The organism is Streptomyces sp. NPDC014995 (genome assembly GCF_043080745.1).
Lineage (GTDB): Bacteria > Actinomycetota > Actinomycetes > Streptomycetales > Streptomycetaceae > Streptomyces.
In genome coordinates this window covers 315,821-335,936 of sequence record NZ_JBIBVX010000007.1, presented here as the reverse complement: position 1 = coordinate 335,936, position 20,116 = coordinate 315,821, and the positions used below count along the sequence as shown (strand labels likewise).

Sequence of the window (20,116 nt, the reverse complement as noted above, 5' to 3'; positions counted from 1 at the left end):
GTCGAGGCGACCGTGCGGGCCGTGACCGTGCGGGCCCGCGAGCGCGGCGACGCCGAGGCGTCGGACGGGCTGGACGACGGGCGGGTGACCGCGGCCCGCCGCTGGACGTGCCGACAGGAACGCCCCCGGGCCGGTCCAGCGGAGATCACACCGTTCCGCGAGCCGCTGTACCGCTCCGACCGCCTAGGGTGTCGCCGAGTACGCCGACCAACCGGGGCCTGCCCGACGCGCCGCGGCCGGCGCGGTGGGCCGGAGCGGACAACGCCCGCCTGGTCCACCGGCTTCCCGACGGACACGGAAAGTATGATCAAGCAATGTCTGACATGACCGAGACCACACCCGGATGGCTGAGCGCCGACGAGCTCGAGATGGCGCGCGCCCGCATGCCGATCCTGTACGTCGAGGCCGTGCCCGTGCGCGTCGACGACAGCGGCGAAGTCACCAGCATCGGCCTGCTGCTGCGCATCGGACCGGACGGCAATGTCAGCCGGACCCTGGTCTCCGGCCGGGTCCTGCACCACGAGCGGGTCCGTGACGCCCTGCTGCGCCACCTGGAGAAGGACCTCGGCCCGGTGGCGCTGCCGCGCGTCCCCACCTCCCTCCAGCCCTTCACCGTCGCCGAGTACTTCCCGACGCAGGGCATCACGCCGTACCACGACCCGCGTCAGCACGCGGTGTCCCTCGCCTACATCGTGCCGGTGACCGGTGACTGCCGGCCCCGGCAGGACGCCCTGGACCTGGTGTGGTTCGACCCGCAGGAGGCTGCCTCGCCCGCGGTGCAGAGCGAGATGCCGGGCGGGCACGGGTTCCTGCTGCGGCAGGCCCTGGCCCACGTCGGCCTCTCGGCCTCCTGACCGGCGTGGCACCGCGTCGTGCCCTGCCGGATCGTCGTGCCCTGCCGGGTCAGCGTGCGGTGACGATCGGCGCCGCCGCCCGCCGCCCCTGCACCCTGGTCGTGTGCCGGGGCTGCTGCTGCGGCGACGCCCGCAAGCACCCCGGCTACGACCACGCCTGGCAACTGGACCGGCTGCGGGCGGCCGCCGCCGCGTCGGACGGCGGCTTCGAGGTCCGTACGACGGACTGTCTCGGCCCGTGCGACCAGGCCAACGTCATCGTGGTCCAGCCGTCCGCCGCCGGACGCCGGGCCGGCGGCCGGGCCACGTGGGTGGGGTTCGCCATGGACGACGACTGCACGGAGGAGATCCTGGCCTGGGCGTCCGCGGGCGGACCGGGCGTCGCCGAGCCGCCGGTCACGCTGGAGCTCCAGTTCATCCGCCCGCCCCGGGAGACGCGCGCCCGCGGCCGCAGGTGAGGCCTACGCCCGGGACATCTCGTACGTCACCCCGGTCAGCCGCTCCGACACCTCCCACAGCCGGCGCCCGGTCTCCTCGTCGGCCGCCGCGTCGGACAGCCGCACCCGGGTCGGCGCGCCGCGCAGCTCGCCCGGGCCGTCCGGGCCGATGAACTCGCCGCCGCGCGCGTCCGGCGCGGTCGCCGCGTAGAGCTGCGGCAGCGCGCCCCGGTCCGCGGGCTGCGCGAGCAGCGGGCCGCCGAGGTGCCCGAACAGCACCCGGTACAGCCGGACGGGCCCGTCGAACTGCAGGTTCGTGCGGGTGTATCCCGGGTGCGCGAGCACACTGCGCACGGGGCTGCCCGCCGCCGCGAGCCGCCGGTGCAGCTCCCGGCCGAAGACGGCGTTGGCGAACTTCGACTGGTTGTAGAACGCCATCGGCCTGTAGCCGCGCTCGCCGGAGAGGTCGTCGAGGCGCAGGCCGCCCTGCCGGTGGTTGACCGAGCTGACGGTGACGACCCGGGGATCGCGCCCGGCGCCGAGCCGGTCGAGCAACAGGCCGGTGAGCGCGAAGTGGCCGAGGTGGTTGGCGGCGAACTGGAGCTCGTGGCCTGGGCGCTGAGCGTGCGCGGCGGTGCCATCACTCCGGCGTTGTTCACGAGGACGTCCAGGCGCGGGTGGTCGGCGCGCAGCCCGTCGGCGAAGGCCCGGACGGAGTCGAGGTCGGCGAGGTCGAGCCGGCGCACCTCCAGCCGGGCACCCGGCTGTTCGGCGGTGAGCCGCGCGACCGTCCGGTGGCCCTTCTGCGGGTCCCGTACGGCGAGGACGACCCGCGCGCCCGCGCGGGCGAGGGCCAGGGTGGTCGCCAGGCCGAGGCCACTGGTGGCTCCGGTGACGACGTGCACCCGTCCGGTCTGGTCCGGGATGTGCGCGGCGGTCCAGCGCTGCTGCTTGGTCATGCGACACACGTTGCCCACCATGTCACCAAGTGTCAAGATGACATCGAGTGTCATGAATGGCATGGCGGTACGATGGGGTGGTGAGCAGCCGACCGGACGTCACCCTGGCCCAGCGCAAGCGACAGCTCGTCTCGGACGAACTGACCGAGGCGGCGTTGCAGTTGCTCGCCCTGAAGGGGTTCGACGGGGTCACCATCGACGAGATCGCGGTGGCGGCCGGGGTCTCCAAGCGGACGTTCTTCCGGTACTTCGCGTCCAAGGAGGACGTCGTCGTCCAGTTCCTGTCCGGCATGGGCGAGGCGATGCGCGCGGAGCTGGCGGCCCGCCCCGCCGACGAGCCGCCCTCGGTCGCCCTGCGGCACACCGTCCAGGTGCCGGTCGCCGAGTGCGCCGACCGCTCCGACCACGCCGAACGGGCCCTGCGCGTGGTCCGGTTGATCCTGCGCACACCGGCCCTGCGCGCCCGCTTCCTGGAGCGCCAGGCCCAGTGGCGCGACGACCTCGCGGCGGAGCTGACCCACCGCCTGCCGCCCGGCCCCGACCCCGATCTGCGCGCACGGCTGGCCGCCGGGATGACGCTCACCGCCTTCGACACGGTCCTGCAGCGCTGGAGCGACAGCGACGGCACACAGGACCCGGCCGCCCTGACCGACCACGCCTTCACCCTGCTGGCCCCGGCCTTGGACGCCCCCCAACCCGGCGCCTGAGCAGGCGAGTTGGGGCGTGCCGATCTTGATGACATAGGTTGGCCGGATGGTGGAGGGGGCGAAGACCGGGACGCGAGCCGTCCACGGGGGCGGGGTCGCACGCTCGTCGGCGCTGATGGCTCTGGGCACCGTCGTGTCCCGGGCGACCGGCCTGATACGGCAGGTCCTCCAGGGCGCCGGCGTGGGCGGCGGACCGGGCCTGCGCGGCCGCGCTGGGCGGCGGCACCGCGGCCACCGCGCTCGCCCTGACGGCGGGAACCGCCACGCTGGGACTCGGATACGTCGTTCTGGCGCGGCTGCTGAGGGTCAAGGAGCTGCGGGAGCGGCGCGGACCGCGCTGAGGCGTTCACCCAGCCGGGGCTCGTCTCCTTAAGGGCTGGGGACGGCGGCCAAGCCGGTCGTCGTCACGGCGCACACGCGCCCTCGGAGGTGCCGCCCGGCCTCAGCCGGCGGTCCGCCCCTCGTCTCCCACCCGCCGCCCCGCGAGCCATCCGCCGGTCGGGGCGTAGGCGAGGCAGGTGGCCGGAGGGCCGGAGTCCGGCGGCCCGGTCTCCGTCTCCGGGCCGCGCGTGGCCGACAGCGCGAGTGCTCCGTTGACGTGCCCGGCCGGAGTGACCCTGTCCGGTTCCCCGCGGCCGGGGCGAGCAGGTCCGTCGGCCGGGGGAAACGGGCGATCACCACGGCTTCTGCGTCGGGGTGCCGACGGCTCCACCGGCCGACCCGACGCAGCGGGGGCAGCGTCTCGGCGTGAGGCGTGGCCCGCCCGGCACCGGGACGGGGCGGCGGGGCCCCGGACGTCGGCCACCGGCGGCCGGGCGTGACGGCTGGCGCGGGTCGATCGCGCCCGGGAAACACCGAAGGCCGCCTTCCCATCGCTGAGAAGGCGGCCCTGAGCTGCGACTTCAAAAGTCGGGACGACAGGATTTGAACCTGCGACCCCTTGACCCCCAGTCAAGTGCGCTACCAAGCTGCGCCACGTCCCGTTGCCCGCCTGACCTGGGGTTTCCCCCGGCCGAACGTGCATGGAAACCATACCGCACTCGGGTCGGTGGTCGCGCACCCCTTTACGGCGCCCCGCACTTCGCACCCCACCCCCGGCGACCCTCCCGCGGCCCCCTTCCCGGCTGCGGCGCCCCGCACCCGGGAACCGCTCATCCCCGCGCCGGAAGCCCCAGCCCCGGATGCGCCTCGAGCAGAGGCGGCGGGGCGGCCTGGCGCCAGGAGTCGGCCAGGATGTCCCGCAGCTCGTCCTCGTCCTCGAGGGCGGCCAGCCGGACCCGGACCCAGGCGAACTGGGCCTCGTGGTCGGCGATCCAGAACTTCCCGGGCTCGGCGAGGGCCAGTTCGTCGCGCTCCTCCTTGGGGCAGCGCACGGCGATGGAGGTCTCGTCCTCGGGCAGCGTGGCGAACATCTTCCCGGCGACCCGGAAGGTGGGCATGCTCCAGGCGATCTTCTCCGTGGTGTCGGGCAGGGACAGGGCGATACGGCGTACGTCTTCGGCGTCCGGCATGCTTCGCACCGTAGCGTCCGCCACTGACAGTCACCCGGCGCCGACCCGCTTGTAGTACAGGGTGGTCGGCCGCAGGACGCCGGCCGGGCTCGCCGCGTAGTCGGGGATGACCCCGGCCCTCGTCCACCCGGCGGTGCGGTAGAGGTGCTCGGCGGGGCTGTCGGTCTCGGTGTCGAGGTGGAGCAGGGTGACGCCGGCCGCGGCGGCCGCCTCCTCCGCGGTGGCCAGGAGGCCGCGGCCGAGGCCGCGCCCCCGGGCGTCCCGGTGGACCATCAGCTTGACGAGTTCCGCGCGGTGGCGGCTGTTGGGCTTGCCGGGGAACTCCAGGCCGACGGTGCCGACGACACGGTCGCCGTCGTGGGCCGCCCACACCGCGAGCCGCCCGGCGGCCACGCCCGCCACCCGTTCCGTCCACCAGGCGACGGCCTCGGCGCGGTCGAGCGGGGCGAGGAAGCCGACCGAGGCGCCACCGTCCACCGTGTCGACCAGCAGGCCGGCCAACTCCTCGACGAGGTCCAGCAGTCGGCCGGCGTCGAGACGGGTCGTCGTCACGGCAGCACCACCGCCAGCACGTACCGCACCTCCGTGTCCGCCGCGCACCGGAACCGCGTCGGCCCCCAGACGCGCAGCCGCAGACAGTCGCCGGCGTCGAGGTGGTGTGCGACGTCCTGGGCCGTGACGTCGAGGGCGCCCTCCAGGACCCAGATGTGCTGCTCCAGACCGGGTACGGGCGGCCGGTCGTAGGCGATGTCGGCGCCCGCGGCGAGCCGGCCCTCGACCAGTTCGCCCCGCAGTCCGGGGTGCGGCGGCGACACCGAGCGCCGCACGAACCCCGAGGCCCGGTCCTGCCACACGGGCTGCTCGGCGGCCCGCACCAGCGGTTCCGGCTCCGCCTCGACCTCGCCGAGCAGCCGGGACATCGTCCGCCCGTAGACATGGCAGAGGCGGTTGAGCGTGGCGGCGGTGGGACTGATCTCCGCCCGCTCGGCACGGGACAGGGTCGAGCGGCTCACTCCACTGCGCTCGGCCAGCTCCCCGAGGGACCACCCGTGTTCGGCCCGCAGCTCGGCCAGACGGGCGGCGAGCCGGGCGTCGACGGTGTCGGGGGTGGACTCGACCTCTCCAGGCTGTTTCATATTCGGGATGCTATCCCGAATCCGGGAATCATTCGATGCGGTACGGCAGTGATCGGTCACCGTCACGATCAGCCGGCTGCCCGTCGGCACGGACGGGATCGACCGGGGGTGCGCACGTCGGCGCCGCGCTCCGCCGGTGCCCCACGCCAAGAACCACTCCGGCCACACCGGCCGCCCGCCCACGGCACGATGGCCGTCGACACCGCCGCCGAACGGCTCTCACGTCCGCCTCGGTGGCGCCCGGACGCGCACCCGGCTCAGCCAGTGGCGGAGGGCGTGACCTCCCCGAGCGCCTCCAGCACCGGCCGGATCAGCGGGTGCTCCTCCGCGCCGCGCCGTACGGCGGCGAAGACGCGGCGGGTCGGGGCCACCCCGTCGACCGGGCGGACGACCACGCCGGTGAGGTCCATGCCGCGCAGTGCCGACCGCGGGACGAGGGCCACGCCCGCGTCGGCCGAGGCCAGCGCGACGACCGCGCGGAAGTCGTCCGAGGAGTGCTCCAGACGGGGCTGGAAGCCGGCGTGCTCGCAGGCCAGGACCACCACGTCGTGGCAGGGGTTGCCGGGGTAGGGGCCGATCCACGGGTCCTTCGCCAGCTCGGCCAGCGGCACCTCGGCGGCGTCGGCGAGGCGGTGGCCGACCGGGACGACGGCGTCGAAGGGCTCGGCGTAGAGCGGGACGTGGGTGAGGCGCGGGTCGTCGGCGGCCGGTGCCCCGCGGTACTCGACCGCGACGGCGACGTCGACCTGCCGGTCCAGCACCATCGGCAGGCTGGCGTCGCCCTCGGCGTCCTGGACGCGGATCCTGGTCCCCGGGGCGGTGCCGGCCAGCCGGGCCACCGCGGGCGCCACGACCAGGGCGATGCCGGTCGCGAAGGCGGCCACCGTGACGGTCCCGGCGGCCCCGGAGCCGTAGGCGGCCAGTTCCGCCTCCGCCCGCTCCAGCTGGGCGAGGACCGCGTTGGTGTGGGCGAGCAGGATCTCGCCGGCTGCGGTGAGCCGTACCCCCTTGGCGCCGCGTTCGACCAGGCGGTGGCCGGTCTCCTGCTCCAGGGCCGTGAGCTGCTGGGAGACGGCGGACGGGGTGAGGTACAGCGCGGCGGCAGCCGCCGTCACCGTGCGGTGGTCGGCCACCGCACGGAGGATGTGGAGCCGCCGCGCTTCGATCATGCGAACGATTATCGCAATATGTCCGGGCTGCTCAGGCCGCGTCCAGCTCCGCCCGCGCCGCGACGAAGGCGTCGACCGCGCGGTTCACGTCGTCCGTGGAGTGCGCGGCGGACAACTGGACGCGGATGCGGGCCTGTCCCTGCGGTACGACCGGGTAGGAGAAGCCGATCACGTACACGCCGCGCTCCAGCAGCAGCTCGGCCATGCGGCCGGCCCTCGCCGCGTCGCCGATCATCACGGGCGCGATGGCGTGGTCGCCGGGGAGGATGTCGAAGCCCTCCGCGGTCATCCGGCGGCGGAACAGGGCCGTGTTCTCGGCGAGCCGGACCCGCAGGTCGTCCGCCGACTCCAGCAGGTCGAGGACCTGCAGCGAGGCGGCGGCGATCACCGGGGCGAGGGTGTTGGAGAAGAGGTACGGGCGGGAGCGCTGGCGCAGCAGCGCGACGATCTCCGCGCGGGCGGCGACGTAGCCGCCGGACGCGCCGCCGAGGGCCTTGCCGAGGGTGCCGGTGACGATGTCGACGCGGTCCATCACGCCGTGCAGCTCGGGGGTGCCGCGGCCGCCGGGGCCGACGAAGCCGACGGCGTGCGAGTCGTCGACCATGACCATGGCGTCGTAGCGGTCGGCGAGGTCGCAGATCTCGCGCAGGGGCGCCACGTAGCCGTCCATGGAGAAGACGCCGTCGGTGACGACCAGCCGGCGCCGCGCGTCGGACGCCTCCTTCAACCGCGCTTCCAGGTCGGCCAGATCGCGGTTGGCGTAGCGGAGACGGCGGGCCTTGGACAGGCGGATGCCGTCGATGATCGAGGCGTGGTTGAGGGCGTCGGAGATGACCGCGTCCTCCGGGCCGAGGAGGGTTTCGAAGACGCCGCCGTTGGCGTCGAAGCAGGAGGAGTACAGGATCGTGTCCTCCTGGCCGAGGAAGGCGGACAGCCGCGCCTCCAGCTCCTTGTGCACCTCCTGCGTACCGCAGATGAAGCGCACGGAGGCCATGCCGTAGCCCCAGCGGTCCAGGGCCTCGTGGGCGGCGGCGATCACCTCGGGGTGGTCGGCGAGGCCGAGGTAGTTGTTGGCGCAGAAGTTGAGGACCTCGCCGGGGCGGCCGCCCGCGGTGACGGCGACGGTCGCGGACTGCGGGGTGCCGATGACCCGCTCGGGCTTGTGCAGGCCGGCGGCGCGGATCTCGTCGAGGGTGGCGCGCAGGTCGTCGCGCACGGAGTCGAACATCATCAGTCCTTCGAGGAGGTCGGAAGCCGAAGTGAGGGAGTCGAGGTCAGGGAGGCGGAGCCGGGACGTCAGGGGGTCCAGTCGAGGATGACCTTGCCGCCGCGACCGCTCGCCGCGTCCGCGAACGCCGCCTCGAAGTCCCGGTAGCCGTAGCGGCCGGTGATCACGGGGGCGAGGTCGAGGCCGCCCTCCAGCAGCACCGACATCGCGTACCAGGTCTCGAACATCTCCCGGCCGTAGATGCCCTTGATCGTGATCATCGAGGTGACGACGCGGGCCCAGTCGACCGGGAACTCCTCGGAGGGCAGGCCGAGCATGGCGATCCGGCCGCCGTGCGTCATGTTGGCGATCATGTCGCGCAGGGCCTCGGGGCGCCCGGACATCTCCAGACCGATGTCGAAGCCCTCGCGCAGGCCCAGCTCCCGCTGCCCGTCGGCGACGGACGCCCGCGAGACGTTCAGCGCGAGGCTCGCGCCGATCTTGCGGGCCAGTTCCAGGCGCTCCTCGCTGACATCGGTGACGACGACGTTGCGGGCGCCCGCGTGCCGGGCGACGGCGGCGGCCATCAGGCCGATCGGGCCGGCGCCGGTGATCAGGACGTCCTCTCCGACCAGCGGGAAGGACAGGGCGGTGTGCACGGCGTTGCCGAACGGGTCGAAGATCGCCGCCACGTCGAGGTCCACCGGCACACGGTGCACCCACACGTTGGACGCGGGCAGGGCGACGTACTCGGCGAAGGCGCCGTCGCGGCCGACGCCGAGCCCGACGGTGGCCCGGCACAGGTGGCGGCGCCCGGCCAGGCAGTTGCGGCACTTGCCGCACACCAGGTGGCCCTCGCCGCCGACCCGGTCGCCGACCGCGATCTCCGTGACGTCCCGCCCGGTGTCGACGACCTCGCCGACGAACTCGTGCCCGACCACGAGCGGGGTGTGGATGGCCTGCCGTGCCCAGCCGTCCCAGGCCCGGATGTGCAGATCGGTGCCGCAGATGCCGGTCCTCAGGACCTTGATCAGTACGTCGCCGGGGCCGACGGCGGGCTCCGGCACGTCCGTGAGCCACAGCCCGGGCTCCGCCTTCTCCTTGACCAGCGCCTTCAACGCTACGGCTCCTGTGGTGAGGTCCCGGGCACGCCGAAGGGGCCGGCATCCGGGGAGAGGGGTGGATTCGGGGAGCAATCTGCCGCACCCGGTCCTCCCCGGTCCATCGAGGATTTCTTAAGCGGCGCCACAGCTTTCCTTCACACCGGTCCGCCGCCTCCCTTCACACCGGTCCGCCACCTTCCTTCACGCCGGTCCGCCGCCCCCCTCACACCGGTCCGCCACCTTCCTTCCCACCGGTCCGCCACCTTCCTTCACACCGGTCCGGCGCCTTCCTTCCCACCGGTCCGGCGCCCGTCCACGGCCCGGCTACGGCAGCCCGTCGTCCACCGGCCGGTCGAGCCGTGCGACGAGGTCGGCGGCCGTCGCCTTGATGGTCTCCAGACCGGCCCTGCCCCAGGGCCGGGGCGCGAGGTCGGCCACGCACACCGTGCCGAGCACCATGCCGGTCGTGTCGATGAGCGGGGCGCCGAGGTAGGAGCGGATGCCGTACTCGTCGACGACCGGGTTGCCCGCGAAGCGCGGATAGTCGCGGACGTCCTCCAGGACCAGCGCCTTGCGCCGCACGACGACATGCGGGCAGTACCCGTAGTCGCGGGGCAGCCCGCGTCCCACCTCGGGCTTGCCGCCGCGGGCGGCCGCACCGCCGTCCGGGGTGTGCAGCCCGGCGAAGAACTGCCGCTCCTCGCCGATGAAGTTGACCATGGCGTACGGCGCGCCGGCCAGCTCGGCCAGACGGTCCGCGAAGACGTCCAGGGCGGGCTCCGGCCGCTCGCCGAGACCGAGTCGGCGCAGCCTCAGGGTGCGGGCGGGAGCGTCCTTGTCCTCGGGCGTGAGCAGCAGTCGACCGGCCGGACGCGGCGGGTCGTAGCTCATCGGCGGGCTCCGTCGCTGTGGACGTGGGGCATATACGGCTCCGGTGCGTTGTGTGCGGGGATCACCTGTGGGCGCCGCGGCTCGGCCGGGGTACCGCCGGTGCGTGCGCGAGGAGGTGCCTGACCAGGGTGAGCAGCGTCTGGACGCCGGAGGCGGAGATCCGGGCGTCGCAGCGCACGACGGGGATCTGCGGCGCCAGGTCGAGGGCGGCGCGCACCTCTTCGGGGGCGTAGCGGTGGGCGCCGTCGAACTCGTTGACGGCGACGATGAAGCCGACGCCGCGTTCCTCGAAGAAGTCGACGGCCGCGAAGCACTCCTCCAGACGACGGGTGTCGGCGAGGATGACCGCGCCGAGGGCGCCCTCGGACAACTCGTCCCACATGAACCAGAACCGTTCCTGTCCGGGTGTGCCGAACAGGTACAGCACGTGCCGCGGGTCGAGGGTGATGCGGCCGAAGTCCATCGCGACGGTCGTCTCGACCTTGTTCTCGATGCCGTCGAGGTTGTCGGTGGCGGCGCCGGCCGTGGTGAGCAGCTCTTCGGTGCTGAGCGGGGCGATCTCGCTGACCGCGCCGACGAACGTCGTCTTGCCGACCCCGAACCCGCCCGCCACCAGGATCTTCAGCGCGGTCGGAAAGGGGTCGGGGCCGTCGGCGAACTCGTCGTGCTCAGAGCTGTCGTCGTAGTCCATCGAGCACTGCCTCCAGTAGGGCCCGGTCGGTGGGGTTGTGGTGGAACTCGGGGGGCTTGGTGGTCAGCGCCCCGCAGTCGACGAGGTCCGACAGCAGCACCTTGGTGACCGCCGCCGGCAGCTTCAGGTGAGCGGCGACCTCGGCGACCGGGACGGGTGCGCGGCACAGGTCGAGGGCCTGGGTGTGCTCGGGGCCGAGGTAGCCGAAGGGGGTCACCCCGGTGGCCCTCACCTGTGACATGAGGTCGAGGGCGACGGTGGGCCTGGTGCGGCCGTTGCTGACCGTGAACGGGCGCACCAGGCGTCCGGCCGCGTCGTCGAGCCAGGGCCCGTCGCCGGCCGCCGCCACGTTCAAGGCCTCATCACCGACGGTGCGACGGCCTGCTGCCGGGGCGCGGTCACGAGGTAGGGGCGGACGCTCTTGACCAGCATGGCCATCTCGTAGCCGAGGACCGCGGCGTCGGCCTCGCGGCCGGCGAGCACGGCGAGACAGGTGCCGGAACCGGCCGTGGTGACGAACAGCAGGGTCGAGTCGAGTTCGACGACGACCTGGCGTACGTCTCCGCCGTCGCCGAAGCGGACGCCGGCGCTGCGGCCGAGGGAGTACAGGCCGGAGGCCAGGGCGGCCATGTGGTCGGCGCTGTCGGGGTCGAGGCCGTGGACGGACTTCACGAGGCCGTCGGAGGAGAGGAGGACCGCACTCGTCGTGTGCGGTACGCGCTGCACGAGGCCGCTCATCAGCCAGTCGAGATCGGATACCTGGCCGGTCGGCGCATCGCTCGCCATGGTGGATCGACTCCTTGGGGTACGAAGGTCTGCGGGAGCGGTGGGGGTGAGGGCGGGGGTGGTAGGGGGCGTGCTCATCCGGCTGGTGCGCTCCCGTCGTGCCGGGTGGTGGGGTGGTGGTCGGGGCCGGACGCGCCGTGGGCCCGGGGGGTGGCGGGCGCGGGCGCGGGGCGTGCCGCGGATGTGGGTGACGCGGGCGGTACGGCCGTGGTGTCCGGCGGGGGCCGCAGGGGGTCCGCCGGGGTGTAGGGGGCGGGTTGCGAGGCGTCCGGCTCCAGGCTCTGCTGGGCCTCGGCGAGGCCGATGCCGCGCTGGAAGGCGGCCATGAGGCCGGGGTCGTGGCCGACGGGGTGTTCGGCGTCCTGACGGGGGGCGGGGCCACCGCGCAGCTGGGGCACGATGTGTTCCTGGGCGCGGCGGCGGGGCAGTTGGGGCTTGCCCATGGTGCCGCGCACCGCGCCCGCGCGGGGGGTCGGTGCGCGGCCCTCGTGCTCCTCCACGACGGGCCGGTCGCCGGGCCGCACGCCGGGCACGGCCTCCGCCGGGTTGGGCCGCTCCTCGTGGGCGCCGCGGACGGGCAGGGGCGCGGGGCCGCGGCCGGTCCCGCGCGGGCTGTCGTGCCGGGCCCGGCCGGGCGGCGTCGCCGGCCCGTCGTGGCGTCGGGTTCCGGGGCCGGTCTGGGGGTTGGGCGGTACGGCCCGCGGGGTCGGCGGCCGGCGCTCCCCGCCGGACTCCTGGTGCGGCGGTGCGGGCGACGGCGACCGTCCTGCGGCGGCCGTGCCACGCGCCGCTGGGTCGTCGCCCCCGCGGTGGCCGCCGGCCGGCATCGGCGCACCGCCCGGCGCGGGCCCGGCCGTGCGGACGGCCTGAGAGCGGGGGGTCGGGGTCCGGGGCTGGGACGGGATCTGCGGCTTGGCCGGCGTCAGGGTCTCGGCCCGTACCGGGACCTGGGCCTGGGCCTCCCGGGGCGCCCGCCCCCTCGCGCCCTCCCCAACCGGCGTCCCTCCCCCGCCGCTCTCCTCCGTCTGCGGCGCGAGCGTGTCCGGCGCCGAGCCCAACAGGGCCTGGGGTACGACGAGTACGGCCTGGACGCCGCCGTAGATGTTGGTCTGGAGGCGGACCCGGATGCCGTGCCGGCGGGCGAGCTGGGAGACGACGTAGAGCCCGATACGGCCGTCGGCCAGCAGGCGGCCGACGTTGACCTGGTCGGGGTCGGCGAGCAGGGCGTTCATCCGGCTCTGTTCCTCGACGGGCATGCCGAGGCCGCGGTCCTCGACCTCCACGGCGAGCCCGGAGGTGACCAGGTTGGCGCGCAGCAGCACCTGGGTGTGCGGGGCGGAGAACAGCGTGGCGTTCTCGACGAGTTCGGCGAGCAGGTGGATGACGTCGGCGACGGCGTGCCCGCGCAGTTCGCCGTCGATCGGCGGCACCAGCCTGACCCGGGAGTACTGCTCGACCTCGGCGATGGCGGAGCGCAGCACCTCGGTCATGGAGACCGGGTTGCTCCACTGCCGCCGGGAGACGGCGCCGCCGAGCACGGCGAGGTTCTCGGCGTGGCGGCGGATGCGGGTGGCGAGGTGGTCGACGTGGAAGAGGCCCTTGAGGAGGTCGGGGTCCTCGATCTCGTTCTCCAGCTCGTCGAGGATCGAGATCTCGCGGTGCACGAGCGACTGGAGGCGCCGCGCGAGGTTGACGAAGACCTCGAGTTTCTGTTCGCTGCCGACCTGACTGGAGAGCTGGGCGGCCTGGACGACGGCGGTGACGGCCCCGTCGTGGGCGCGGGACAGGTCGGCGGCGAGCAGTTCGAACTCGTCGGCCCGGGCGGGCGGGGTGCCGCGCGAGGTGCGCTGGGGCGGGGCCTCGCCGCGGCGCAGGGTGTCGAGCAGGGTGCGCAGGTCGGCCTCGCCGCGTGCGCTGGTGCGGCGCAGGGTTTCGATGCGGTCGCTGACCGAGCGGGCGGCGCGGTCGGCGGCCACGGCCGCGATCAGGATGCCCGCGGTGGTCACGCCGAGCGCGCCGGCCAGGACGGCCCACAGGGTGGGGCCGGGCCGGGCGCCGGTGGAGCGCACGGCGAACAGCACGGCCGCGCAGGCGCTGAGGGCGACGGCGGTCGGTGGCAGCACGGCGAGCCGCAGGAGTTGGGGCCGTATGTGTGTCTCGGCCGGTGCGGGTGCGGTGCGGGCGACCGGTCGTCCGTGCCGTCCGCCCTCACGGCGGTCTGCGCGTGCGGCCGGTGCGCGGAGGTGAGACATCGGGGTCCTCGTACTGTGTCCGTCGGGCGTGGTGGTTCGCGCCTGGTGCGCGACTCGGGCGGGCGCCATCGCGGTGTCGGTCGAGAGGGCCGCGTATTCGGCCGCACGTCGCCCGACGGACACTCACAGTAGTCGCCAACGCAACAAGTGCGGCGGGCAGTTGACAAACTCCCGCAGGGAGCGTCCCGCTCTGGTATGAGGGCTCGCACGAAAGACCGATAACCCCGCGTCCCGTTGCGACAATCCGAGGAAAGAAGTCGATCAGACCTGATCAGAGGTGGCCGCAAACAAAAGGTGAGGGCCGGGGGCTCTTCGCTCCCCGACCCTCACCGCCGTACGCCCGGACGGTCCCGCTCAGCCCGCCGGGACCGCGTCCGGGGCCTGGCCGTCCTCGGCCGCCCCCTTCGGAACATCACGCTCGGTATCTGCTTTGGCCTTCGTTCCGGCCTCGGTCAGAGGCCGCCAGCCGCCCGCCGGCGCGAGCGCCACGGCGCGCCACCACGGCTCGGCCGGGACGGTCTCGGCGGTCGGCTCGAAGGGCTCGCCGGGGCGGGGCAGCGCGAGGGGCGCACCGGCGGCGCGCGCGGCGGCCAGGGTGCCCTCACCGGGGTCGGACCACGCGTGCGTGGCGAGGTTGAACGTGGCCCAGTGGATGGGCAGGAGCCTGCCCGCCGGGCCGCCCTGGAGGTCGAGGTGGGCGCGCAGGCCCTCCTCGGGCGTCATGTGGATGTCGGGCCAGAACTCGGAGTACGCGCCGATCTGGATCATCGTCGCGTCGAACGGGCCGTGCTCGGCGCCGATGTCCCGGAAGCCCTCGAAGTAGCCGGTGTCGCCGCTGTGGTAGATCCGGTGCTCGTCGCCGGCGACGACCCAGGACGCCCAGAGGGTGTGCTGCGTGTTGCGCAGACCGCGGCCGCAGAAGTGGCGGGCCGGGGTGGCGGTGAGGGTGAGTCCGCCGACCTTGGTCGCCTCGTGCCAGTCCAGCTCGCGCAGCCGGTCCGCGGACACGCCCCAGTGTTCGAGGTGGGCGCCGACGCCGAGCGGGACGGCGAACAGGGTGTCCGTGCCGGCCAGCGCCTTGATCGTGGGCATGTCCAGGTGGTCGTAGTGGTCGTGCGAGATGACGACGACGTCGACCGGGCCCAGGGCGGCGAGCGGGAGCGGGACCGGGTGCAGTCGCTTCGGGCCCGCGAAGGGGAAGGGGGAGCAGCGCTCGCCCCAGACGGGGTCGAACAGCACCCGCTGCCCGTCGATCTCCGCGAGCACGCTGGAGTGGCCCAGCCAGGTCAGGCGCAGGCCCGTGGCGGGCGGCCTGGCGAGGTCGGCGACGGTGGTGGCGTGCACCGGGACCGTCCCCGCGGGGGCGCGGCGGGGGCGGGCCTCCCTGTCGAAGAACACCTTGGCGAAGTCGAGGGCCGAGCCCGAGGGGCGGGTGCGCGCCGGCCCGCCGGGGTTCTGGAAGACCCCGTCCTTGAAGCGGGGCGATCTGCGGATGCGCGCCAGGCGCTCACCGCTCGGGTCCGCGCCGAAGGCCTCGGGCTGCAACGCGCGGAGCCCGGAGCTCAGGGAACGGGAACCGGCCACGGTACCTCCAGGTGGAGTTGCTGAGGATTCCCATTATGGTCGGCCCCTACGACAAAGCCGGACCGCCCTCCTGGGGAGCCCGCGACGCCGCGTCGGCACGGCGGCCGCACGCTCTCGACACTGACCCACCGTTCAGTAACGGTTACGGTCGAGGAACCCGCGTGACCGCCCCCTTGCTCTCCCTCACCCGGACCGACGACATCACCGGCCGCCAGGGCTTCCTGGTCGCCGACCGGCTCGTGCGCGGTGTGTGCAGCGGCGGTCCGCGGATGCGGGAGGGCTGCACCCTGGAGGAGGTCACCGAGCTGCCGGACCACCGGCGAGGATCCGGGGCAGGCGCAGGACGCGGTGGACCGGGCGGCCGCCGAGGCGGGGCCCGCCTTCGTCGGTCCAGGCCGTCTACCCACTGCCCGACGAGACCGCGGTTCGGGGGCGGCTCGCGGACGCCTTCAGTCGTGGCCGTCGCCGACGTCAAGGGCACGATCGCCGATCCGGCGGGTCTCGACGTGGAGACGCTGCCGGCCGCGCGGGACGCCCACGGCACCGTCGACCGCTCCGCCCTGCGTGCCACGGACCGGGAACTCCGAGGAACTGCTCCACGCGCGCGCGGTGCGCGTGTTGCCTGACGTCGTGGTCAACTCCGGGAACAAGGCCTGTTGGTGGACGCTCCTCGGCGACGTCGGCGCGGACGCGGACGAGGCGTTCGCGTACACGCGCCGCTCGATGCGGGCGCTGGTCCAACCGGTGCAGGCGCATGCCGACACCGACGGGACGACGCCCCGGACCGCCGCGCACGCGATCGCCGTACGGCGGCTGCCGGTGGTCGCGGAGCCGTTCGGCCGCCACCGGTGAAGGCGTCGGCGCAGGTCGCGGGCCCTGTGTAGGGTGACCGCGTGGCGAGAGTCCGGTTGAGTGTGGCCGAGCGGCGCGAGGAACTGCTGCGGGCCGCCATCGAGCAGATCGAGGCGCGGGGCGTGGCGGCGGTCAGGATCGCCGACGTGGCCGCGGCGCTCGGCGTGAGCAACGCACTCGTGCTCTACCACTTCTCGACCAAGGAGAAGCTCGTCGCCTCCGCGTTCGCGTACGCGGCCGAGGACGACCTGAGGCACCTGCGCAAGCTGCTCGGCCGCCGCACCACCGCCCTGCGCCGGCTGCGGTCGGCCGTGCGCTGGTACGCGCCGACGGGCCAGGCCAAGGGCTGGCGGCTGTGGATCGAGGGCTGGGCGGTGTCGCTGCGCGAGCCCGCCCTGCGGAAGGTCGCCCGCGACCTCGACCGGCAGTGGAAGGCGGCGCTGGCCGAGGTCATCGCGGAGGGGGTGGCCGCGGGCGAGTTCCACTGCCCGGACCCGTCCGGCACCGCCCTGCGCCTGACGGCCCTGCTCGACGGCCTCGCCGTGCAGCTGACCTCCTACGACGGCGCGGTCTCCCGGCCCCGCGCACGGGAGTGGGTGGACGAGGCACTGGCCCGGGAACTCGGGCTGGAGACGCGGACGTTGAACGCCGAGCGACTCTGAGCCCTTCAGGCTGTCGGCGCGGGGGTGTCAGTCCCGTCTGCTCACCTCGCGGGTGCGCGGCCGGCCGCCAGGCGTCGGCGGCCGGCCGCGCACCGGCGGGGCTCACGCCACGGAGGCGATCCGCATCTTGATGTCGTCCGGCGACAGCGTGCCCTTGGCCGTCACATGGTCGCCCGAGGACTCCCCGCGCAGCCGGCGCCCGATCCACGGCACGAGGTACTCGCGCGCCCAGTGCACGTCGTCGCGCCGAATCTCGAGGGTGCCGCGCGGCGGGAGCGGCGGCCAGGGCTGCTCCGGGTCGGCGGGCACCTCCAGGCCGAGGACCTGCCCGGCGCGCAGGGCCACGCGCGTGTGCCCCTCCGGGGAGAGGTGGAGCCGGTCGTGGTCCCAGGCCCGGCGGTCCTGGACGGACTTCAGGGACCACAGGTCGAGCACCGGGCAGCCGTACCGGTCGGCGATGGCGCGGACGTGCCCGTTGTAGGTGGCGATCTTGCCGCGCAGGTGCTTGAGCACGGGGACGCCACGGGTGTCGAAGCCGGTCGTCACCATGACCGTCCCGGCCGCGGAGGTCAGCGCGGCGATCGCCCGTTCGAAGCGCTCCGCGACCTCGTCCGGGTCGGTGCCGGGACGGAGGATGTCGTTGCCGCCCGCGCAGAAGGAGACCAGGTCGGGCGCGAGTCGCACCGCCTTCGGCAGCTGGTCGGCCATGATCTGGTCGAGCAGTTTGCCGCGCACCGCCAGGTTCGTGTAGTTGAAGTCGCCCTCGGGCCGCAGGTCCGCGAGCAGCACCGCGAACCGGTCGGCCCAGCCGACGAATGCCCCGTCGGGGCCGGGGTCGCCGACGCCCTCGGTGAAGCTGTCCCCCACCGCCACGTACGACCCGATCACTGATCTGCTGTCATTCTTCGAATCGTCTGCCACAGCAGTGCATGATTCACCTTCGAATGTGACCTACGCGACCGTAGGCGAGGGTTGACGGGCGGTGAGATAAGCCACTCCTAAAGAATTTGCCAATCAGGGAATAGACCCCCCGTCAGCCGCGTCGATGCGACGACCACACCCGGAACCCGCTGATCCGGAAGTGGCTCCAGGTGGTGCGGAACGCGAAGTGCCCGCTGGTGTACGGCTCCGGGTCGGTGTGGTCGAAGACGAGCCGCCCGTTGTTCCACCACTGGACGGTGGAGCCGTCGGAGACGACACGGACGCGGTTCGGCTCATTGGCCACGAGCAACGGTTCGGTGTAGTCGAGGACGAGCGGCCGCACCCCCGCCCGGCCGACGTAGCGGCGCAGCCGGGTCGTGGTGTTGGTGTTGGCGCCGTAGCCGACGTAATACGCCCTCAGGTGGTCGTATTCCGCCAGCGCCCCGCCCCTGGGGGTCGCGAAGAGGTCGTCCGGGGAGCGGACGTCGACGGCGTTCCAGAAGTTGTTGAGGTCGGAGACGCGGTCGTTGACGCCGCCCGCGGCGACCGGGGTGGCGGTGTACTCGAGGACGTACGGCCCTTGGAGGCGCTGCTTGAACCAGATCGTCGCGCCGGCGGGTACGTCCACCTCCAGGATCCCGCGGGAGGCGGTGACCGTGCCGCCCTTCTCGAGTTCGACGGCCCACCGGCCGAGGCCGTGGCGGAAGTCGTCGTGGGCGACGAGACGGCGGTGGCGGGACGCGGCGCTCGCGGTGGCGGCCGGGGCGAGAGCGGCCAGGGCGGCGCCGGCGGCCAGGGTGCCCAAGGCCCTGCGGGTGGTCGTCATGGAGTACGGCTCCTTCGGTGGGCCGGGTGGTGTGGGTGACGGACCTCCGCCCCCACGTCCAGAAAGCGCTTTCCCCTGTCGGGGATCACTGTGCCCCCACTCCACCCCCCTTGTCGATGCCTCCGGAGGCCGTCCGCACGCACGCCGAAGGCCGGACCCGGGAAGGTGCATTCCAGGGGTCCGGCCTTCGGCGTGCGTGTTCGGGCAGGGGTCGTGCGGTGGTCGTGCCGGAGGTCAGCCGACGGAGACGCCGTGCGAGCGCAGGTAGGCGATCGGGTCGAGGTCCGAGCCGTAGTCCGGCGTGGTGCGGATCTCGAAGTGCAGGTGCGGGCCGGTCACGTTGCCGGTCGCGCCGGAGAGGCCGATCTGCTGGCCCGCGGAGACGGACTGGCCGGCCGAGACCGAGAGCGAGGACAGGTGGGCGTACTGGGCGTAGTAGCCGTCGGCGAGCTTGATGACGACCTGGTTGCCGTACGCCCCGCCCCAGCCGGCGGAGACGACCGTGCCCGCGCCGACGGCCTTGAGCGAGGTACCGGTCGGGACGACGAAGTCGACGCCGGTGTGGTAGCCGCTGGACCACATGCTGCCGGCCATGCGGTACGGGGTGCCGACGGTGGCACCGGCCACGGGCTTGGTGTAACCGCTGGAGTTGCCGCCGCTCTCGGCGACCTGGGTGGTCGACGTCTGCGACGACGAGGACTCCGAGGCCTTCGACGACTCCGACGCCTTGGAGGGCTTCGAGGGCTTCGAGGACTTCGAGGACTTCGAGGACTTCGACGAGGAGGAGGAACCGGACGAAGCGGACGGCGTCTTGGGGGCGCCGGTCGTGGCCTTCTTGCCGATCGACAGCTTGAGGCCGGGGTGGATCAGCGACGGGTCGTCACCGACCGCCGCACGGTTGTCCTCGTACAGCTTGTGCCAGCCACCGCTGACGTTCTGCTCGTCCGCGATCTTCGAGAGGTAGTCGCCGGCCCGCACCGTGTAGGTACGGGGGGTCGCGGCGGCCTTCGACCCGGTGGCGGCCTGCTGCGCGACCGGAACGGCCTGGACGGCCTTTCCCGAGACCGAGGAGACCGACTCGGCCGCCGGCTTGGCGGGCGCGGCGTGGGCGCCGGTGGCCCCCATGAGCGGAAGGGCGAGCGCGGCGCCCCCGGTTCCGGCGACGGCTATGGAGCGGGTGAAGCGCTGGGTTTTCGGACGGCGGTGCTTACCCTTCGCGGGCATGGCGAATTCCTCTCCGGCGCCTGCGAGGTGAGCTGTCGGGTGCGGACTGGAGATGCCCGGCCGCGCCGAGGCGCGGCTTTACCCCAAGCCTGTTCCGGAGACCGGAACAGGCGGTTCTGCCTGTGGGTCCCCCGCTCCTGCCGTGCACGGGTGAGTGTGCGGACTCCGGGCGGCGGCAGGATTCGGCGGCCCGTCCGGATTGGTGTGGAACGTAAGCGACCAAGACGCACAGGGACAAGCGAAGGTTGTGCTGTCACGGCATTTCTCGTGATCCGCCGTGGGAATTCCCGGTCACCGTCCGTGAGCCAAAAGGCCAGCCTTTCACCGAAGACCCTGGAAAAGCA

19 protein-coding genes, 1 tRNA gene, 2 pseudogenes and 1 riboswitch are annotated in these 20,116 nt (G+C 73.6%); of the genes and pseudogenes, 5 read left to right on the top strand and 17 right to left on the bottom strand.

The genetic code is table 11. The features are described from left to right. The first annotated feature begins 323 nt into the window (after nucleotides 1–323). Together ACF1A1_RS17105 and ACF1A1_RS17100 are read left to right on the top strand one after the other, a co-directional pair. Complete coding sequence (locus ACF1A1_RS17105; protein ID WP_392000724.1) at nucleotides 324–854, top strand: NUDIX hydrolase family protein; 531 nt, start codon at nucleotides 324–326, stop codon at nucleotides 852–854. Between the two features lie 65 nt (nucleotides 855–919). Next, complete coding sequence (locus tag ACF1A1_RS17100; RefSeq protein ID WP_392000723.1) at nucleotides 920–1,312, top strand: (2Fe-2S) ferredoxin domain-containing protein; 393 nt, start codon at nucleotides 920–922, stop codon at nucleotides 1,310–1,312. A gap of 3 nt (nucleotides 1,313–1,315) precedes the next feature. On the opposite strand, the pseudogene ACF1A1_RS17095 reads toward ACF1A1_RS17100, so the two are convergent. Continuing rightward, nucleotides 1,316–2,250 (bottom strand): annotated as a pseudogene (locus ACF1A1_RS17095) (oxidoreductase). Nucleotides 2,251–2,306: 56 nt separating this feature from the next. Here ACF1A1_RS17095 and ACF1A1_RS17090 point away from each other — a divergent pair. Next, nucleotides 2,307–2,957 (top strand): TetR family transcriptional regulator, encoded by a 651-nt coding sequence (locus tag ACF1A1_RS17090; protein WP_392000608.1) that lies wholly within the window; start codon nucleotides 2,307–2,309, stop codon nucleotides 2,955–2,957. Nucleotides 2,958–3,866: 909 nt separating this feature from the next. Here the strand turns inward: ACF1A1_RS17090 and ACF1A1_RS17085 are convergent. The 13 genes from ACF1A1_RS17085 to ACF1A1_RS17025 all read right to left on the bottom strand — a co-directional run bounded on the left by ACF1A1_RS17085 (nucleotide 3,867) and on the right by ACF1A1_RS17025 (nucleotide 15,287). Continuing rightward, nucleotides 3,867–3,940, bottom strand: a tRNA-Pro gene (locus ACF1A1_RS17085). A gap of 168 nt (nucleotides 3,941–4,108) precedes the next feature. After that, nucleotides 4,109–4,468, bottom strand: coding sequence for an MmcQ/YjbR family DNA-binding protein (locus ACF1A1_RS17080; RefSeq protein ID WP_392000606.1), 360 nt, complete (start codon nucleotides 4,466–4,468; stop codon nucleotides 4,109–4,111). A gap of 30 nt (nucleotides 4,469–4,498) precedes the next feature. Next, nucleotides 4,499–5,020: a GNAT family N-acetyltransferase gene (locus ACF1A1_RS17075; RefSeq protein WP_392000605.1), complete on the bottom strand. Its 522-nt coding sequence runs from the start codon at nucleotides 5,018–5,020 to the stop codon at nucleotides 4,499–4,501. Beyond that, nucleotides 5,017–5,604, bottom strand: a complete 588-nt coding sequence (locus ACF1A1_RS17070) for a helix-turn-helix domain-containing protein (RefSeq protein WP_392000603.1) — start codon at nucleotides 5,602–5,604, stop codon at nucleotides 5,017–5,019. The genes ACF1A1_RS17075 and ACF1A1_RS17070 overlap by 4 nt, the downstream gene beginning before the upstream one ends. Before the next feature lie 257 nt (nucleotides 5,605–5,861). Continuing rightward, nucleotides 5,862–6,773: a LysR family transcriptional regulator gene (locus ACF1A1_RS17065; protein WP_392000601.1), complete on the bottom strand. Its 912-nt coding sequence runs from the start codon at nucleotides 6,771–6,773 to the stop codon at nucleotides 5,862–5,864. A 31-nt stretch (nucleotides 6,774–6,804) separates the two neighbouring features. Further along, nucleotides 6,805–8,001, bottom strand: coding sequence for a glycine C-acetyltransferase (locus ACF1A1_RS17060; RefSeq protein ID WP_392000722.1), 1,197 nt, complete (start codon nucleotides 7,999–8,001; stop codon nucleotides 6,805–6,807). Nucleotides 8,002–8,069: 68 nt separating this feature from the next. Beyond that, nucleotides 8,070–9,098, bottom strand: coding sequence for an L-threonine 3-dehydrogenase (gene tdh, locus ACF1A1_RS17055; RefSeq protein ID WP_392000599.1), 1,029 nt, complete (start codon nucleotides 9,096–9,098; stop codon nucleotides 8,070–8,072). Between the two features lie 309 nt (nucleotides 9,099–9,407). Continuing rightward, nucleotides 9,408–9,974 carry a GAF domain-containing protein gene (locus tag ACF1A1_RS17050; protein WP_392000598.1) on the bottom strand — a complete coding sequence of 189 codons (567 nt, stop codon included), beginning with the start codon at nucleotides 9,972–9,974 and terminating at the stop codon, nucleotides 9,408–9,410. Nucleotides 9,975–10,035: 61 nt separating this feature from the next. After that, nucleotides 10,036–10,665 carry an ATP/GTP-binding protein gene (locus tag ACF1A1_RS17045; RefSeq protein ID WP_392000596.1) on the bottom strand — a complete coding sequence of 210 codons (630 nt, stop codon included), beginning with the start codon at nucleotides 10,663–10,665 and terminating at the stop codon, nucleotides 10,036–10,038. Beyond that, a complete protein-coding gene (locus ACF1A1_RS17040) occupies nucleotides 10,643–11,014 on the bottom strand; it encodes a DUF742 domain-containing protein (protein WP_392000721.1) in 372 nt (123 codons plus the stop codon). Before ACF1A1_RS17040 ends, ACF1A1_RS17045 begins: the two co-directional genes overlap by 23 nt. Before the next feature lie 2 nt (nucleotides 11,015–11,016). After that, nucleotides 11,017–11,451 carry a roadblock/LC7 domain-containing protein gene (locus tag ACF1A1_RS17035; protein ID WP_392000594.1) on the bottom strand — a complete coding sequence of 145 codons (435 nt, stop codon included), beginning with the start codon at nucleotides 11,449–11,451 and terminating at the stop codon, nucleotides 11,017–11,019. Between the two features lie 74 nt (nucleotides 11,452–11,525). Next, nucleotides 11,526–13,703 (bottom strand): ATP-binding protein, encoded by a 2,178-nt coding sequence (locus ACF1A1_RS17030; protein ID WP_392000593.1) that lies wholly within the window; start codon nucleotides 13,701–13,703, stop codon nucleotides 11,526–11,528. Between the two features lie 354 nt (nucleotides 13,704–14,057). Further along, nucleotides 14,058–15,287, bottom strand: coding sequence for an MBL fold metallo-hydrolase (locus tag ACF1A1_RS17025; RefSeq protein WP_392000592.1), 1,230 nt, complete (start codon nucleotides 15,285–15,287; stop codon nucleotides 14,058–14,060). Between the two features lie 161 nt (nucleotides 15,288–15,448). Between ACF1A1_RS17025 and ACF1A1_RS17020 the strand changes: the two are divergent. Then, nucleotides 15,449–16,139 (top strand): annotated as a pseudogene (locus ACF1A1_RS17020) (hypothetical protein). A 41-nt stretch (nucleotides 16,140–16,180) separates the two neighbouring features. Next, nucleotides 16,181–16,801 (top strand): TetR/AcrR family transcriptional regulator, encoded by a 621-nt coding sequence (locus ACF1A1_RS17015; protein ID WP_392000591.1) that lies wholly within the window; start codon nucleotides 16,181–16,183, stop codon nucleotides 16,799–16,801. Nucleotides 16,802–16,903: 102 nt separating this feature from the next. Here ACF1A1_RS17015 and ACF1A1_RS17010 read toward each other — a convergent pair whose 3' ends face one another. The 3 genes from ACF1A1_RS17010 to ACF1A1_RS17000 form a co-directional block, all read right to left on the bottom strand. Then, entirely contained in the window at nucleotides 16,904–17,689 is a 786-nt protein-coding gene (locus tag ACF1A1_RS17010) for an SGNH/GDSL hydrolase family protein (protein ID WP_392000720.1), read from the bottom strand. Between the two features lie 145 nt (nucleotides 17,690–17,834). Continuing rightward, a complete protein-coding gene (locus ACF1A1_RS17005) occupies nucleotides 17,835–18,548 on the bottom strand; it encodes a DUF6250 domain-containing protein (protein WP_392000590.1) in 714 nt (237 codons plus the stop codon). A 234-nt stretch (nucleotides 18,549–18,782) separates the two neighbouring features. Further along, nucleotides 18,783–19,772 (bottom strand): peptidoglycan DD-metalloendopeptidase family protein, encoded by a 990-nt coding sequence (locus tag ACF1A1_RS17000; protein WP_392000589.1) that lies wholly within the window; start codon nucleotides 19,770–19,772, stop codon nucleotides 18,783–18,785. Between the two features lie 4 nt (nucleotides 19,773–19,776). Then, nucleotides 19,777–19,935, bottom strand: a riboswitch (cyclic di-AMP (ydaO/yuaA leader). Nucleotides 19,936–20,116 lie beyond the last annotated feature (181 nt).